Source organism: Pelagibacterium sp. (genome assembly GCF_965249125.1).
GTDB lineage: Bacteria > Pseudomonadota > Alphaproteobacteria > Rhizobiales > Devosiaceae > Pelagibacterium.
In genome coordinates this window covers 2943736-2959537 of record NZ_OZ252217.1, presented here as the reverse complement: position 1 = coordinate 2959537, position 15802 = coordinate 2943736, and the positions used below count along the sequence as shown (strand labels likewise).

Genomic DNA, 15802 nt, shown 5'->3' with positions numbered 1-15802 from the left:
GGGCGGGGAGGTCCACCGGAGCGAACGAGAAAACCATAAGGCACTAACAATGGCCAAGGCACTAAAAACCATCCGCAATCTGGCGGGCGATACCCCGATCGATGCCGCGCTGATCCTGGGCTCCGGCCTGTCGGACATCGGCGAGGTGCTAACCGACAAGGTCACAATCCCCTTCTCCGATCTCGGGGGCTTTCCTCAGGGCGGCGTGTCGGGTCACGGCAGGGATATGCTCGTCGGTCAGATGGGCAGCAAGCGCCTCGCTATTCTCACCGGCCGGCAGCACTATTACGAACATGGCGACCCCGCCGCCATGCGTCCGGCGCTTCAAACCCTTGCCGAACTGGGCGTCAAAACCCTTCTGCTCACCAATTCCGCCGGCTCGCTCGATCACGACGTCCCGCCCGGCAATCTCATGCTGATTGCCGATCACATCAATTACGCTGGCGTCAATCCTCTCATCGGTGAGGAAACCGACGCGCGCTTCGTCAATATGGTCGATGCCTACGATCCTGAATTGCGCGCCACCACACACGCCATCGCGTCCCGCCTCGAAATCGCCCTCAAGGAGGGCATCTATATGTGGTATTCTGGTCCCAGCTTCGAAACGCCGGCCGAAATCCGCATGGCCCAGACCCTGGGGGCAAACGCGGTCGGGATGTCCACGGTCCCCGAAGTGATCCTGGCGCGGTTCCTGGGCCTTAAGGTCTGGGCCTGTTCCTCGATCACCAATATGGGCGCCGGCCTGGCCCAGGAGGTCATTTCGCACGCCCAGACCAAGGATGTCGCGAAATACGGGGCTGAAAAACTCAAGCGCCTCATCCCGGCGCTGATGGAGGAGATATGAGTCTCAAGATCGTCGACAGCCAGAGCCCGGCAACCGGCCACAAGCGCAATCCCGGCTTCCCGCTTGATCTCGATTGGGTCGAACGCGTGCGCATGAACCGCTCGGCGCTCGAACGCCGCGCCGGGACCATCGGCGCCCGCCGCTCGGTCAAAAAAGACCACCAGCTCGCCTGGCTCTTGAAAGCCGTGTCGCTGATGGATTTGACCACGCTCAATTCCGACGACACGCCGGGTCGGGTCGAACGGCTGTGCGCCAAGGCCCGCAATCCCATCCGCGCTGATTTGATCGAGGCCATGGGAGTCAAAAAGCTGGGCGTCACCCCGGCGGCGGTCTGCGTGTACCACAATTTCGTGGCGACCGCCGTCAAGGCGCTCGAAGGCACGAATATCCCAGTCGCCGCAGTCTCTACTGCGTTCCCCCACGGCCTCACACCCCTCAAGATCCGCCTTGCGGAAATCGAGGCATCGGTCGAGGACGGCGCGAAGGAAATCGACATCGTCATCGAGCGCGGCATGGTGCTCAGTGGCGATTGGCAGGGGCTTTACGATCAGGTTCGCGCCATGCGCGCCGCCTGTGGCGAAGCCCATATCAAGACCATCCTGGGCACCGGGGAGCTGGCAACGCTCACCAATGTCGCCAAGGCTTCGCTGGTCTGCATGCTAGCCGGCGCCGATTTCATCAAGACTTCGACCGGCAAGGAAAAGACCAACGCGACCCTGCCCACGTCTCTGGCCATGGTCCGCATGATCCGCTGGTTCCATGAGCAAACGGGCATCGAGGTCGGCTACAAGCCGGCAGGCGGCATTTCAAAGGCCAAGGATGCGCTCACCTACATGGCGCTGATGCGCGAGGAACTGGGCCGCAACTGGCTCGAACCCCACCTGTTCCGCTTCGGCGCCTCGTCGTTGCTGACCGATATCGAACGCCAGATCGAACACGGCATCACCGGCCACTACGCTGCCGATTACCGCTTCGCGATGGCCTGAGGAAACAAAATGACCAAAGTGGCGGAAATCTTTGACACCCTCGAATACGGCCCAGCCCCCGAAGCCGCAGGTCCGGCTCTCGATTGGCTGGCCGCGCACGGAAAAAAGTTCGGCCATTTCATCGATGGCGATTTCACAAAGCCGGGCAAAACCTTTGCCTCGACCAATCCGGCAAACGGTGAAAAGCTGGCTGACATCTCAGAAGCCGGCAAAGCCGATGTGGACAAGGCCGTAAAGGCCGCCCGCGCCGCGTTCCCCGGCTGGTCACAGCTCACTGGCTTCGAGCGCGCCAGATATCTTTACGCGATTGCGCGCCAGATCCAGAAGGAAAGCCGGCTGTTCGCCGTCCTTGAAACCCTCGATAACGGCAAGCCGATCCGGGAAACCCGCGACATCGATATTCCGCTCGTCGCGCGCCATTTCTATCATCACGCCGGGTGGGCCCAGCATCTTTCCAAATCCTTCCCCGACCATGTGCCCTATGGCGTTTGCGGCCAGATCATTCCGTGGAATTTCCCGCTGCTGATGCTGGCCTGGAAGATCGCGCCGGCTCTGGCGGCGGGCAACACAATTGTCCTCAAACCCGCCGAATTCACGTCGCTGACCGCATTGCTGTTCGCCGAAATCTGCGCCCGCATTGGCCTGCCCAAGGGCGTCGTCAATATCGTCACCGGCGCCGGTGAGACCGGCGAGGCCATCGTCACCCACCCCGATATCGACAAGATCGCCTTCACCGGCTCGACCGAAGTGGGCAAGATCATCCGCCGCGCCACTGCCGGTTCGGGCAAGGGTCTTTCGCTCGAATTGGGCGGCAAATCGCCGTTCGTGGTGTTCGAGGATGCCGATCTCGACAGCGCCGTCGAAGGGCTGGTCGATGCCATCTGGTTCAATCAGGGGCAGGTGTGCTGCGCGGGCTCGCGCCTTCTGGTCCAGGAATCGATCGAAACCGCCTTCATCGCCAAGATCAAGCAGCGCATGAAAACCCTGCGCGTCGGCGATCCGCTGGATAAGTCCATCGATATCGGCGCGCTCGTTGCCCCGGTTCAGGTCGAGCGGGTTCTCGATCTTTTAAAGGCCGGCAAGCTCGAGGGCGGCGAGTTCTATTCGCCCGACAGCGAAATGCCGGAGGGCGGGTGCTACGTTCGTCCCACGCTGGTCACAGGGATTTCTCCGGCCCACACGCTGGCGTCCGAAGAAATCTTCGGTCCCGTTCTCGTCGCCATGAGCTTCCGCACCCCCGAAGAGGCGGTGGCGCTGGCCAACAACACAAAATACGGTCTCGCCGCTTCGGTCTGGACCGAGAACGTCAATCTCGCCCTTGATATCGCCCCTCAGATCAAGGCCGGCGTCGTGTGGATCAATTCCACCAACCAGTTCGACGCGGCGGTTGGCTTTGGCGGTTATCGCGAATCCGGCTTCGGTCGTGAAGGGGGCAGGGAAGGCATGGCCGCCTACCTCAAGTCTGCCTGGGAGAAAAAACTCAAACCCGCCCCTGACGTGAAACTGCCCACCCCGGCGGACCGAAGCGAAACGACCGGCATCGACCGCACGGCAAAGCTCTATATCGGCGGCAAGCAGGTGCGCCCCGATTCAGGCTATGCAAGGCCCGTCCTGTCGGCCGATGGCAAGCATTTGGGCGAAGTGGGAGAGGGCAACCGCAAGGACATTCGCAACGCCGTTGAAGCGGCGCGCGCCGCCTTGGGCTGGAGCAATGCCACGGCCCACAACCGCGCCCAGATACTCTATTATCTCGGGGAAAATCTCGACTATCGTAAAACCGAATTTGCCGACCGCATCCGGTCGATGACCGGCGCTTCGACCAATGCGGCGCGCCGCGAAGTCGATCTTTCGGTCGAGCGGCTCTTTGCCTTTGCCGGCTGGGCCGACAAGTTCGATGGTGCCGTTCACAATCCGCCCGCCCGCATGATGGCGGTGGCCATGGTCGAACCGGTTGGCGTGCTCGGCATCGCCGCACCGCTCGAAAGCGCACTGCTCGGTGCTGTTTCCCTGCTCGCCCCGGCCATCGCCATGGGCAACACCACGGTCCTGATCCCCTCTTCGGCCTATCCGCTGGCCGTCACCGATTTCTATCAGGTGCTGGAGACCTCGGACGTGCCCTCGGGCGTAGTCAATATCGTCACCGGCGATGCACCGGCATTGGCGTGCGTGCTGGCCGAGCATGATGGGGTCGACGGGATCTGGTTCGCGGGCTCGCTGGCAGATTCCACCGAAATCGAAAAGCGCTCCGCCAGCAACGTCAAGCAGAGCTGGACCACACGCGGACTGGCTTTCGACTGGGCCGATGCTGCACTGGAGGGTGATTATCTTCTCACCAAAGCCACCCAGATCAAAAACGTCTGGGTGCCCTACGGAGCCTGAACCATGAACGAGAAGATCGAAGTCGAAAACTTTACCTCGCCCGGGCGTACCACCCGCGTCGATAGGGCCAAATACATGGCGGTCTGCGAAGTGGTGATGAAGCACATCCCCACAACCGAACCGGGCGCCACCCCGGCCGATATGATCGCCGCCATCAAGCCCGACCTGCCCCAGGATCTGTTTCCCGGCGGAGAAAAGGCTGGCTGGTGGTTCAAATGCGTCCAACTCGATCTCGAAGCCAAGGGCATCCTGAAGCGCGCGCCCAAGGCGCCAGTCCGGCTCCACAAGGTCTAGATATCGATTTGTGCGGACAAGGTAATATTGTGGTTGAGCGAGTGCGGCCCCATCCTCCCCGCGGGGAAGAAGGTGGCGCGGAGCGCCGGGTGAGGGGGCCTTCTGTGTGACCCTGCTGCCCCAGGAAGTCATTGCTAGAAAACGCGATGGTCTGGAACTGGACCAAGCCGATATCGCTGGTTTCGTCGCCGGGCTCACCTCTGGCGCCGTCAACGACGCTCAGGCAGCCGCCTTTGCAATGGCCGTTTATTTCCAGGACATGACGCTTGATGAGCGCGTGGCGTTGACCCTCGCCATGCGCGATTCAGGCCGCGTGCTCGACTGGTCCGATCTCGATGGCCCCGCAATCGATAAGCACTCAACGGGCGGCGTGGGCGATAACGTATCACTGATGCTCGCGCCGATCCTTTCCGCCTGCGGCGCTTACGTGCCGATGATTTCCGGGCGTGGGCTGGGACATACAGGCGGGACGCTCGACAAGTTCGATTCCATCCCCGGCTACATGACCAATCCCGACATCGACACCCTGCGCCGGGTGGTCAAGGACGTAGGGTGCGCCATTATTGGTCAGACCGACGATCTCGCCCCCGCCGACCGGCGGCTCTATTCCATCCGTGACGTCACAGCCACCGTCGAAAACATTTCGCTCATCACGGCCTCCATCCTGTCCAAGAAGCTCGCCGCCGGGCTCGATGCTCTCATCCTCGACGTTAAGACCGGTTCGGGTGCTTTCATGAAACCCCTCGAGGATTCCATGGGTCTGGCCGAAAGCCTCGTGTCGGTCGCCAACGGCGCGGGATTGAAAACGGGCGCTCTCATCACTGACATGAACCAGCCCCTGGCCTCGGCGGCAGGCAATTGGCTCGAGGTGAAAAACGCCATCGATTTCCTCACAGGCGCCCATCGCGACCCGCGCCTAGAGGAGGTAACGCTCGCCCTTTGCGCCCACGGACTTGTCCTCGGCGGCATGGCGCTCGACTATGACGATGGGTTCATCCGCGCAAAGATTGCCCTTGATAGTGGTGCGGCCGCCGAGAAGTTTTTCGCCATGGCAAATGCGCTAGGGTCCTGGCACGATTTGGAAAAATATGTGCCCGGTCCGGTGGGCGTGGTAAGGGAAGTGCATCCGGTGTCCATTGGGCGTGTAGCCCGGATCGATGTACGTGGAGTGGGCATGGCGGTCGTCATTCTGGGGGGAGGACGCACCGACCCAAATCAAAAGCTCGACTACCATGTGGGCTTTGATCGCCTCGCCGGCATCGGCACGAAAGTCGACCCGCAAACCCCCATCGCCCGCATCCATGCCCGCGACGAGGCCACTGCCGCAGAGGCCGAAAAGCGCCTTCTCGCGGCTTACGCAATCGATGAGGATGCACCAGAACATCCTGTTATCTATAGTGAAATTCCGCCCAAGGGAGGCCAGTGATGCCCCGTGCCATTTTATGTCTGCTCGATAGTTTCGGCATCGGCGGCGCCCCCGACGCCGCCGATTTCGGCGATGCGGGTGCTGATACGCTCGGCCACATTGCCCAGGCTTGCGCAGACGGGCGCGGCGACATCGAAGGCACCCGTAAGGGAATGCTATATCTGCCAAATCTCGATGGCTTGGGCCTCGGCACGGCAGCCGAGCTTTCCACCGGCGCCGTCCCGCCCGGCCTGAGCAACACCCACCTCGGCGGGCGCTGGGGCGTTGGCCGCGAAGTGTCGATCGGCAAGGACACCCCCTCGGGCCACTGGGAGATCGCCGGCGTCCCGGTCCCCTTCGCTTGGGGCTACTTCCCCAATGAAAACCCTGCTTTCCCATTGGAATTGCTGGAGAACATCCACAGGGCCGCAGGTCTCGAAGGCTCCCTCGCCAACACCCACGCCTCGGGCACACAAGTCATCGAGGACTTCGGTGAAGAGTCAATTCGCACCGGAAAGCCGATCTTCTACACCTCTGTGGATTCGGTTTTCCAGATCGCCGCCCACGAAGACCATTTCGGCCTCGAAAAACTCTACGCGCTTTGCGAAACCGTCTTTAAATTCACCGCCCCCCTTAAGATCGGCCGCGTCATTGCCCGGCCCTTCGTCGGCGAAGACGCCAAGAGCTTTAAACGAACCGGAAACCGGCGTGACTTCGCGATCGATCCCCCCGAGGAAACGGTGCTCGATCGGCTCAAGGCCGCCAATCGGCAGGTCTATGCCATCGGCAAGGTCTCCGATATCTACGCAACGCGCGGCATTACCCATAAAATCAAGGCGTCGGGCAATATGGTGCTGTTCGACCGCACGCTGGAAGCCATGGACATGGCGAGCGATGGGGCGCTTATTTTCACAAACTTTGTTGATTTTGATACAGAGTTCGGCCACCGTCGTGATCCTGCCGGCTATGCCGACGCGCTCGAACAGTTCGATCGCCGCCTCCCTGAACTCATCGCCAAACTACGTGACGATGATCTTCTCGTCATCACCGCCGACCACGGAAACGACCCCACCTGGCCTGGGACCGACCATACGCGCGAACAGGTGCCAATCCTGTTATTTAGCCGCGCTTTGGACAAGGGCAGCATTGGCTTGCGCCCCGTTCTGTCCGATATTGGTGAAACAATTGCCCATTGGCTGGGCATCGCGCCAGGAAAGCACGGCACCAGCGCGCTGTAACAAAAAGCAATAGAGCGGCCACATGCAGAACCTGACCATCGTCGATCACCCCCTTGTCCAGCACAAGCTCACCATCATGCGCTGCAAGGACACCTCAACCGCCAGCTTCCGTCGGCTCCTGCGGGAGATCGCGCATCTTTTGTGCTACGAGGTCACACGTGATCTCGAAGTCGAGTATATAGACATCGAGACCCCGGTTGGCCCGACGCGCGCCCCCACACTCAAGGGCAAAAAGCTCGTATTCGCGTCAATCCTGCGCGCCGGCGAGGGGCTGCTTACCGGCATGCTCGATCTCGTTCCCTCCGCGCGCGTAGCCCATATCGGGCTCTACCGGGATCCCGAAACGCTTGAAGCAGTCGAATATTATTTCAAGGCGCCATCGGACGCCGCTGACCGACTGGTTATCGTCGTCGATCCCATGCTGGCGACCGCCAATTCTGCAATTTCAGCCGTTCAGAAACTCAAGGATCGCGGGGCCAATAACATCCGCTTTCTGTGCCTCCTCGCAGCGCCGGAGGGTGTGGAGCGGTTTACGACAGCCCATCCCGACGTCCCGATCTTCACAGCGAGCGTTGATGAAAAGCTCAATGAGCACGGCTACATAGTGCCCGGTCTAGGCGATGCGGGCGACCGGATGTACGGCACGCGCTAGCTTTTAAGCGGCAGTCCGAGGCCAAAGAGCTCGGCTCGCAACGCCTCGGGCGTTGAAAAGTGTATGGCTTCCATGCCAACCGCGCGAGCCGAAACGACATTAGCTCCATTGTCGTCAATAAACACGCAGGACTCCGGAGCCAATCCGTAGCGGTCGCAGAACAATCGGAAGATGCGCGGATCGGGTTTGACCATTTTCTCGAGCCCCGAGACAACGACGCCATCGAACTTTTCAAGAAAGCTCCACTCATCGAGCACCGAAACCCATTTTTCCCAAGAGAAATTGGTGATCGCAAAAGTCGGAATCTCGGCTTCAATCAATTCGTTGTGGATGTCGACAGTCCCTTGGAAGATGCCTCCGATGGTTTCCTTCCAGCGGGTGTCATAGGCTTGGATTTCGCGCCAATACCGCGGGTAGCGCGTGATCAATCGTGCCACGCCCTCGGCGTAGATGTCCCCGGCGTCGAACTCGAGGTTCCAGTCTTTGGTGCAGATCGTATCGCCAAACCACTGCGCCTCCTCTTCGGTCGCGAAGAGCTTGCGAAACAGATACATCGGATTCCAGTCGACAAAAACGCCGCCAAGATCGAAGACAGGAATGAGGGGTTCAGACATCGCAGATTCCAGACAGAGCGAGAGCAGGTTTCATGTCAGGACGGTCTGCAATTTGCAACGGCGCCGGCCATTTTTCAGTATGTGGTCGTCCCGGAATTATCGGTAGGTGGCGTTAGCGGCCGCCCCGACCGCCGCCGCGGCCACCACCCCTTCGGCCATCGGATGAATCCGATTCGTCATCCGAGGCATCGCTGCCGTCGTCCGAAGCTTGGTCCGATCCGCCCTCCGAATAGCCGCCTTCTCCTGATTCGACGCCCTCACTGCCGGTTTCGTCGACGACCGCCTCTTCGTCTTCGCTAGGTTCGGCCCCACTCACGGGAGAACCGTCTGGCGCAAAACCGAAATTTTCCACGTCCTTGCGTGTTATATGGAGGGAGCGCTGCCCAAGAGAGACGGTGCTATTAAAGACGGTTCCGAAAATGGGGGTATAATCGTAGCTCGCTTCGGCCACGACAACGTAGCGCCCATCCGAGAGTGCCATCATATCGCTGGGGAGGTCGTAGGTCTGCCCATTGCTCACCTCGATTTCCCAGTTGCGGGCGGTTGCGCCGGTCACTTCCGTCGAACTGCCGTCCACTTCAATAATGGTAAGCCTGAGTTTGGTGCTTTCGAAGTCAAACGGGCGCATGATTGCGATGCCGGACTGAAAGAAGGCGTGCACCTGATCGCTGGTTACGGAATCTTCCTGGGCCACCAGATCCGATACCGTTGAAGCGACCTGCCCAAGTTTGCGATCGATGGCCAGACCCTGGGTTACGTCTGTGGCACCAAGATAGCTCAGCATCAGGACGGGGACGATCAGCGCGAATTCAACTGCGGCTATTCCCTTCTGGTTGCGGAACAGTTGCGCCAATGTTCCCGGGTTGCCGTTTCGCGGTCCGCTCATCATCAGAATGGCTCCGTTCGGAAGACGTGCGTTGCGGCCAGAAGGCGTTTTCCATCCGCTGTCTGTCCGGCATTGAGGCCGGGAATGTTGAAGAAAGTTGGCCATTTGTAATAGGCCTCGATCATCATGGTCTTCAATGGTGCCGCACTGGTGTATGAATTGCTCATCGCCCATTCCCCCGTATCGGCATCGAGAGGGACGGTCATCGAAAAGCTGGCAAAGTCATCGATGGATCGCACGGACGTCCGCACCTGTTCGCAATCGAATATGCCGTAGAGTTGGTCGCAAAGAGCCTCTCTATAATTGGCTTCAGAGGAAATATAGGCCGATTGCCCCGTGCGGATGAGCCGCGAGGAGTCGATCACGGCTGTGTCGAGGGCATAGCCTGCAAAAAAGGCGAGGGCGGTTTCGATGGTTGCTCCGATAAGGGCAAGAAACGCCGGGCCGACAATCGCAAATTCAATGGCTGTCACACCCCTGTCGGACTGCGCAAAGCGGCGCGCCAACCTGCGCGGCAGCCACGTTCTGCCCGATACCTCTTTTGCGGTAGTCCCCATGCCCGCGCTCCGTCTGAAATCGCAAGGCACACTACGCAAAGCTCCCCTAACCAAAAGTTAGGGTTTGGACCGCGTAGCCGCGCATTTGCGGCCACAGTAAACCGAGCCTTAAAGGGCTGGGAAAATTTCGACTTATCGTCTGGCTGCGCCGTCGATAATGGAGCTGGAAGAGACCACATCCGAGGTGTAGCTGGTATCGTCTCCCAGCATGATGACGGGCTGGCAATTGGGCGCGCAGGCCATTGAGGTTCGCTGGGCGCCCAGAAACACGGTGACGGTGTCGGAGGTGAGCTGTGCCACTTCCACAATGGTATCGGCTATGGGATCGCCATTGGAATCGAGGATGATCATGTTGGTTCGGCCAAAGCTCTTGCCGGTCAGGATCAGGGTCTGGGGATCCTGTATCGTGACGTCGGCGATCGCCGGATTGCCGATTATCACGGTCGCTGCGGGGGCGTTGATGCGAAGCACCCGCGCCATATTGGTGTTGACGGTGACGGTGATTGCGTCCTGGTCCTGAGCGATAGCGGGAACCAGGCCGTATCCACTTACGAAAAACACCGCGGCAACCAAGGCACTGCGCAACTGACCCGGCATGATAAGCTTTCCCGCCTCGACTGGAGCGTTCCCGAAACGAGTGGCGACCACTTGTCCGTTTCGGAAACGCGACAAAACAACGACATAGGGGAGTTCCAGCGATTCAGGGAAAAGCGAAACTGCCCTAACATGGTTACCCGATCATGGCTCGCAATGGTTACTATTTGGCAAACAGGCCATGAGGCGCAGGTTGGATATATATTGAGTTGATCGCGCCGAGAATAGTTAGCGGTTTATAATTCAGTGAAACCATTTGCTAGTCATATTGAGTATTGGTGCTCAACGCCAGGTTTTGAAGCTTCCGATTAACTCAATTTCAACTGGCCGGGACTAGCTTTGCGCCATGTTCGATGTGTGACGCGTCGAACGATGCAGTCACTTGAGGACGCACGAACAAGGAGCTTAGTCATGAACCTTTTTAAGAAATTCATCGCCGATGATTCCGGCGCCACTGCCATCGAATACGGCCTGATCGCGGCGCTCGTCGCTGTCGTGGTCATCGCCGCCCTGACCATGCTGGGTGGTCAACTTCAGACGACGTTTGAAGAAATCTGTCAGGGTCTTAATGCTGGTGAGGTCTGCGAAGAACCGGCTGTCGAAGGCTGATCGTCGCTTCGCCAAAAAAACGAAGGGCCCGCCTAGGGCCCTTCTTCTTTTGTGTTTGTTAAGATGGTGCGCACTACGCTTGCGCAACGATGCAGCCTCGGGTCGCGGAGGGCGCCGACTTATGATCCGTACATTCACTGTTGATCAAAAAGGGGCGACCTCAATTGAATACGCCCTGATCGCTTCATTGATCTCGATCGCCGTCATTGGCGCCTTGCTTCTCTTCCAGGGCGAAATGACTGAAATGTTCGAATATATCTCGAACAGCATTGGATCGGTTTTGCCGTCGTAATACATAGCGGGCCGCTCCCTTATGAATACATTACTTTCCCTTATTTTCCCCCTTCTTATGGCCTTTGCCGCCTGCTCGGATTTGCTCACCATGCGCATTTCCAACATGCTCGTGGCCGCCGTCATTGCGAGCTTTGTTGTCGTCGCTCTGGTCATAGGCATGAGCCCCGCGCTCATTGGCATGCACCTGGCCGCTGGCGCGCTGGTCCTGGCCATCACCTTTGCCCTTTTTGCAATGGGCTGGATCGGGGGGGGGGATGCAAAGCTGGCGGCGGGTATCGCTATATGGATGGGGTTTGAACTCCTGCTGCCTTTCCTTCTTTATGCGTCCGTTTTGGGCGGGGCTCTGACCTTCTTGCTGCTCTTTGGACGGCGACATGCCCTCCCTGGCCCCCTGCTGGGAGTAGGCTGGATACAGCGTCTGCACCATCCCAAGACGGGGGTGCCTTATGGCATAGCCCTGGCGATCGGTGCCATGCTGGTCTACACCCAGACCGTTGTCTATGAGCGTCTGGTTACCAACCAGGCGGTTCAGCAAACACTCATGGATCAATTGACCACGCTCTGACGTCTGCTCGATGCAGCAGGACCGTCTTCTTTGAGGCTGGGCGAAGACTCTTATCTAGACCATTGGTTAACCTTTGCAAAAAAGCATCGATTAACCAAGTTTTGACCCTTTACCGGCAATAGTTGCCCGATCTTGCCGTAGGCGCATCCCAATATGGCGCGCGTCTGCGGATAGTTGGGGGCCGGAAGCGTCGAGACGTCCTGTCTCCCGAAAACAGTGCAGGTGTCATACCGGGCACGGGCCAGTGGGAGTATAGGGTCAGATGAAACCGGCGCGTATTCTGCTCATCGTGGTTGCTATCGTTGCGGGTGGGCTCGCTGCATTCCTGGCGACGCGCGGCAATAGCCCCCGCCCCGAGGAGGCTCAGTCCGCTGCGGTCGAAATTCAACGCGAAGCCCGCGCCCAGGTGCTCGTTGCGACGCGCGCGATTGGACTTGGGCAGCGCCTGACCGAAGCCGATGTCGGCTGGCAGGATTGGCCCGAGGGCGCCTTGCGATCCGAATTTATCACGGCCGGTACGGTGCCCGACGCCCCCCAGCAGGTCGCAGGCTCGGTGGCCCGATTTGAATTTTTCCCCGGTGAACCGATCCGCGAAGCAAAGCTGGTCAACTCGACCCAGGGCTATCTTTCGGCGGTCATAGGACAGGGCATGCGGGCGGTCTCCGTCTCTGTCAGTCCGGACTCGGCCTCCGGCGGTTATATTGTTCCCAACGATCGCGTCGATATCGTTCTGACACGCTCTGGTGGGGACTATTCGGAAACCATCCTTTCCAACATACGCGTTTTGGCAATTGGAACGCGGCTTGGCGAGGCCGGAACGACCGGCGGACAGACCGATCCCGACAACCCTTCATCCCAGGTCTTTGAAAGGGCCGAGATCGCCACGCTCGAAGTGACGCCGGCTCAGTCCGAAACCATCCTGCAGTCCGGGTCCATCGGGCGACTTGCACTGGTTTTGCGCTCGGTTGTCGATTTCGGGCAAGCCGCAGCGGACGACGACGGCGGTAGCCAGACTGTAAGGCTCGTCCGCTACGGCCAGACCCAATCTGTCACATCCAGTGCACCGCGTAGTTCTCCCCCGTCCGGAACGTCGGTTTCGGCTTTGGATAATCCAGCCGCTCCAATGGTGCCGGCTCAGACGTTGTCGCCCGTCATCGAGGTCAGATAGATGCTCTCCGCTCCGAAACAGCCTTTCGTCGCTCGATTTGATCTGATGCACGCCCTGTTGAAGGGGCTGCTGTTGGCGGCCCTATTGAGCGCCACGCCAGCCATCGCCGCTACATCGCCGCATTTGCGTATCGCCCACAGCGAGCTGGGACGCACCCAGTACGTGGAAATCGGGGTCAACAAATCGATTATCGTCGATCTTCCCGTTGAAGCTGGAGAGGTTATCGTTTCCCAGCCCAACGTGGCCAATGCGCTGATGCGGACGCGTACACGGGCCGTAATTCAGGGCATCGCGCCGGGCGAAACCAACATCCTGTTTCTCGATTCTTCGGGCGCCGGGATCGCGGTGATCGAAATCTCGGTTGCCCAGGATTCATCGGGCCTTGCCGCGACGATTAACCGCCTGCTCCCCGGCTCCCGCGTGCAGGTGCAGTCTTTTGCCAACTCGGTCATCCTCTCGGGTGATGTTCAGTCCGGCGATGATATGGAAAAGGCGGTGGCCATAGCTGCGCAATATGTGGGCGGAGAAGCCAACGTCACCTCGGTCATCAACGTGGCGGGTGGCCAGCAGGTTTCGCTCAAGGTCACGGTTGCCGAAATCAAGCGCGATGCAGCTCAGGAATTGGGCATCAACCTTTCGGGTACCCTGACCATGGGTGCGCTCAATGTCGGGCTCAACTCTGCCCAGAGCGATTTGACCAACGGTTATTCGGGCGATTTCAGCCAGGGTAGCTTTGCTATCGAGGCCGCACTGCGGGCAATGGAATCGCGCAATGCCGTCCGTTTGCTCGCCGAACCGGTGCTGACGGCCATGTCCGGAGAGGAGGCGAGCTTTCATGTCGGCGGCGAACTGCCTGTTCTCGTGGTCAATGACGGCCAACAGACATACGATTATAAGCCTTACGGAATCCAGCTCGATTTCACCCCCACGGTCCGCTCCAACGGGCTGATAGGACTGGTGATCGATACCGAGGTCTCCGAACCCCAGCTCAACAATACACTCAACACTCGCCAGGCCAGCACGACGGTGGAGTTGCGTGCCTATCAGACGTTGGCAATCGCGGGCCTGATCGACGAACGAACCCGTCGGCAGATTTCCCAACTTCCCGGTCTGGGTAATATTCCCATCCTTGGCGCCCTGTTCCGGTCCTATGAATACGTTTCAGAGCAAACCGAACTGGTGATCCTTGTAACGCCGATGATTGCGCAGCCCGCCAATACCGCGCCGCCACTTCCGACCGATCTCTACCAGCCCGCTTCGAATGCCGAGGCGATGTTCCTGGGTCGCATGGAGTCCATGTACGGGGTCGGCGGTGCCGAGGGCGGGCAGTTCCGCGGCTCGGTGGGCTTCATGCTCGATTGATCCTTTCGCTCCGGCATTGCTGCCGGCGCGCCTTTCTTGAGACGTCCCGCTTGGGGTAGAAACGATGAACTTTATCGACAACGATGATCGTGAAAATGCATCCGAGGCGCCTGCCGAAACAGTGAGTGGGGCCCGGCTGATCCCGCGCATCACGATCCAGGCGTTTTGTGAGCATTCGCAGACCGCGCAGATCATCGAAGACACGACCCACGACCGGCGAATGTCAAAGGTGGCGCTCACCACGCACAATGGCGGGCTGGAGGGGGCCGTAGAAACCTATCGCACCAATCCCACGCCCAACCTTATTGTCGTGGAAACAACGCTCCCGGCAGACCAGATCGAAAACGCTCTGGGGAAATTGGCGGAGGTGTGTGACGCCTCGACGCGCGTCATCGTCATCGGGCACGTCAACGATGTAATGCTCTATCGCAGCCTCATCCGAGCGGGCGTTTCCGAATATCTGGTCATGCCGTCTTCGAGCGCGACGATCATCAACGCCATTACCGATCTTTTTGCGTCGGAAGGCGCTGCGCCTATCGGTCGGTCCATGGGCTTTATTTCCGCCAAGGGCGGCGCTGGAGCCTCCACAGTTGCGCACAATGTCGCTTGGGCCATCGCCCGCTCGATCCGCCAGGATGTTCTGGTCGTTGATCTCGATCTGCCGTTCGGAACGGCCGGGCTCGATTTCAACCAGGATCCGCCTCAAGGCGTTGCCGATGCAGTTTATGCCAGCGACAAGATGGACGCGGTTATGCTTGATCGCCTGATGAGCAAGGCGGCAAATCATATTTCTCTTCTCGCTGCGCCGGCTACGCTCGATCGGGCCTATGATCTGTCCGAACGCAGTTTTGAACAGGTCATCGAACTTAGCCAGAAGACCGTTCCCGTCGTTATCCTCGATATACCGCATCTGTGGACCAGTTGGGTGCGCCACACGCTGGCGGCAGTTGACGAGGTGGTGATCGTGGCAGAGCCCGATCTTGCCAATCTGCGCAACGCCAAGGCCATCGCCGACGCCGTCAAGGCAATGCGACCGAGCGAAACCGACCCGATCATCGTGGTCAACAAGACCGGCATCTCCAAGCGACCCGAAATTCCTGCCACCGAGTTCGCCTCATCTATCGAGTGTCGTCTTGCGGCCCAGATTGGATTTGAGCCGGCCCTGTTCGGCACTGCTGCCAACAACGGCCAGATGATTGCGGAGGTTTCCGCGACCCACAAGGTCAATGACATTTTTCGCTCGCTTGGATTGGAGCTGACGGGGCGGTCCAGCGCAGAAGCGGGCAGCCGTCCCGCCGGTATCCGTATCCCCGACCTGTTTCGCAAGCGCAAGCGCGCGTAACCAAAAGGAAGGC

General features: G+C 59.5%; 17 protein-coding genes. 13 read left to right on the top strand and 4 right to left on the bottom strand.

All coding sequences use genetic code 11. The annotated features are described in order from the left end of the window. Nucleotides 1-49 precede the first annotated feature (49 nt). The 7 genes from ACP148_RS14365 (at nucleotide 50) to upp (ending at nucleotide 7798) form a co-directional block, all read left to right on the top strand. The gene (locus ACP148_RS14365; protein WP_421953119.1) at nucleotides 50-844 is read left to right on the top strand and encodes a purine-nucleoside phosphorylase; all 795 of its coding nucleotides are present in this window, start codon (nucleotides 50-52) and stop codon (nucleotides 842-844) included. Continuing rightward, complete coding sequence (gene deoC / locus ACP148_RS14360) at nucleotides 841-1830, top strand: deoxyribose-phosphate aldolase (protein WP_421953118.1); 990 nt, start codon at nucleotides 841-843, stop codon at nucleotides 1828-1830. Before ACP148_RS14365 ends, deoC begins: the two co-directional genes overlap by 4 nt. 9 nt (nucleotides 1831-1839) lie before the next feature. Continuing rightward, nucleotides 1840-4209 carry an aldehyde dehydrogenase family protein gene (locus tag ACP148_RS14355; RefSeq protein WP_421953117.1) on the top strand — a complete coding sequence of 790 codons (2370 nt, stop codon included), beginning with the start codon at nucleotides 1840-1842 and terminating at the stop codon, nucleotides 4207-4209. A 3-nt stretch (nucleotides 4210-4212) separates the two neighbouring features. Beyond that, a complete protein-coding gene (locus ACP148_RS14350; protein WP_421953116.1) occupies nucleotides 4213-4503 on the top strand; it encodes a DUF6958 family protein in 291 nt (96 codons plus the stop codon). A gap of 112 nt (nucleotides 4504-4615) precedes the next feature. After that, nucleotides 4616-5929 carry a thymidine phosphorylase gene (gene deoA / locus ACP148_RS14345; RefSeq protein ID WP_421953153.1) on the top strand — a complete coding sequence of 438 codons (1314 nt, stop codon included), beginning with the start codon at nucleotides 4616-4618 and terminating at the stop codon, nucleotides 5927-5929. After that, the gene (locus ACP148_RS14340; protein WP_421953115.1) at nucleotides 5929-7146 is read left to right on the top strand and encodes a phosphopentomutase; all 1218 of its coding nucleotides are present in this window, start codon (nucleotides 5929-5931) and stop codon (nucleotides 7144-7146) included. Before deoA ends, ACP148_RS14340 begins: the two co-directional genes overlap by 1 nt. Before the next feature lie 22 nt (nucleotides 7147-7168). Next, complete coding sequence (gene upp / locus ACP148_RS14335; RefSeq protein ID WP_421953114.1) at nucleotides 7169-7798, top strand: uracil phosphoribosyltransferase; 630 nt, start codon at nucleotides 7169-7171, stop codon at nucleotides 7796-7798. Here upp and ACP148_RS14330 read toward each other — a convergent pair. The 4 genes from ACP148_RS14330 to ACP148_RS14315 form a co-directional block, all read right to left on the bottom strand. Then, nucleotides 7795-8412, bottom strand: a complete 618-nt coding sequence (locus ACP148_RS14330) for an HAD family hydrolase (RefSeq protein ID WP_421953113.1) — start codon at nucleotides 8410-8412, stop codon at nucleotides 7795-7797. The genes upp and ACP148_RS14330 overlap by 4 nt on opposite strands. A gap of 112 nt (nucleotides 8413-8524) precedes the next feature. Next, on the bottom strand, nucleotides 8525-9301 hold the full coding sequence (locus tag ACP148_RS14325) for a TadE/TadG family type IV pilus assembly protein (RefSeq protein WP_421953112.1): 777 nt from the start codon (nucleotides 9299-9301) through the stop codon (nucleotides 8525-8527). Continuing rightward, the gene (locus ACP148_RS14320; protein WP_421953111.1) at nucleotides 9301-9855 is read right to left on the bottom strand and encodes a TadE/TadG family type IV pilus assembly protein; all 555 of its coding nucleotides are present in this window, start codon (nucleotides 9853-9855) and stop codon (nucleotides 9301-9303) included. The genes ACP148_RS14325 and ACP148_RS14320 overlap by 1 nt, the downstream gene beginning before the upstream one ends. Nucleotides 9856-9987: 132 nt before the next feature. After that, the gene (locus ACP148_RS14315; RefSeq protein WP_421953110.1) at nucleotides 9988-10452 is read right to left on the bottom strand and encodes a pilus assembly protein N-terminal domain-containing protein; all 465 of its coding nucleotides are present in this window, start codon (nucleotides 10450-10452) and stop codon (nucleotides 9988-9990) included. 408 nt (nucleotides 10453-10860) lie between these two features. Between ACP148_RS14315 and ACP148_RS14310 the strand changes: the two genes are divergently transcribed. From ACP148_RS14310 to ACP148_RS14285, 6 genes are all read left to right on the top strand, one after another. Beyond that, nucleotides 10861-11058: a Flp family type IVb pilin gene (locus ACP148_RS14310; RefSeq protein ID WP_421953109.1), complete on the top strand. Its 198-nt coding sequence runs from the start codon at nucleotides 10861-10863 to the stop codon at nucleotides 11056-11058. Next, entirely contained in the window at nucleotides 11018-11350 is a 333-nt protein-coding gene (locus ACP148_RS14305) for a Flp family type IVb pilin (protein WP_421953108.1), read from the top strand. The genes ACP148_RS14310 and ACP148_RS14305 overlap by 41 nt, the downstream gene beginning before the upstream one ends. Before the next feature lie 90 nt (nucleotides 11351-11440). Continuing rightward, nucleotides 11441-11917, top strand: a complete 477-nt coding sequence (locus ACP148_RS14300) for an A24 family peptidase (protein ID WP_421953107.1) — start codon at nucleotides 11441-11443, stop codon at nucleotides 11915-11917. A gap of 262 nt (nucleotides 11918-12179) precedes the next feature. After that, nucleotides 12180-13085, top strand: coding sequence for a Flp pilus assembly protein CpaB (gene cpaB, locus ACP148_RS14295; RefSeq protein ID WP_421953106.1), 906 nt, complete (start codon nucleotides 12180-12182; stop codon nucleotides 13083-13085). 45 nt (nucleotides 13086-13130) lie between these two features. Next, nucleotides 13131-14447 carry a type II and III secretion system protein family protein gene (locus tag ACP148_RS14290; protein ID WP_421953105.1) on the top strand — a complete coding sequence of 439 codons (1317 nt, stop codon included), beginning with the start codon at nucleotides 13131-13133 and terminating at the stop codon, nucleotides 14445-14447. 64 nt (nucleotides 14448-14511) lie between these two features. Beyond that, nucleotides 14512-15789, top strand: a complete 1278-nt coding sequence (locus ACP148_RS14285; protein ID WP_421953104.1) for an AAA family ATPase — start codon at nucleotides 14512-14514, stop codon at nucleotides 15787-15789. The last annotated feature ends 13 nt before the right edge of the window (nucleotides 15790-15802 follow it).